Annotated in this window: 1 pseudogene; it reads left to right on the forward strand. The window is 72.7% G+C overall.

The features are described from left to right. Positions 1 to 278 (forward strand): annotated as a pseudogene (locus tag ACIHFE_RS34515) (ATP-binding protein); the annotation flags it as partial.

Here is a 278-nt window from a genome sequence, read left to right on the forward strand (position 1 = left end):
CCTGCCCGACCTCGCCATGTCCTTGAACAACCTCTCCGTCGATCTGGGTGAGGTGGGGCGGCGGGAGGAGGGCCTGGCCGCGATCCGGGAAGCCGCCGACCACTACCGCGCGCTGGCCGAGGCGAACCCGGACGCCTACCTGCCCGACCTCGCCGGTGCCTTGAACAACCTCTCCATCCGGTTGGGTGAGGTGGGGCGGCGGGAGGAGGGCCTGGCCGCGATCCGGGAAGCCGCCGACCACAACCGCGCGCTGGCCGAGGCGAACCCGGACGCCTACC

It is taken from the genome of Streptomyces sp. NPDC052396 (genome assembly GCF_044593195.1).
GTDB lineage: Bacteria > Actinomycetota > Actinomycetes > Streptomycetales > Streptomycetaceae > Streptomyces.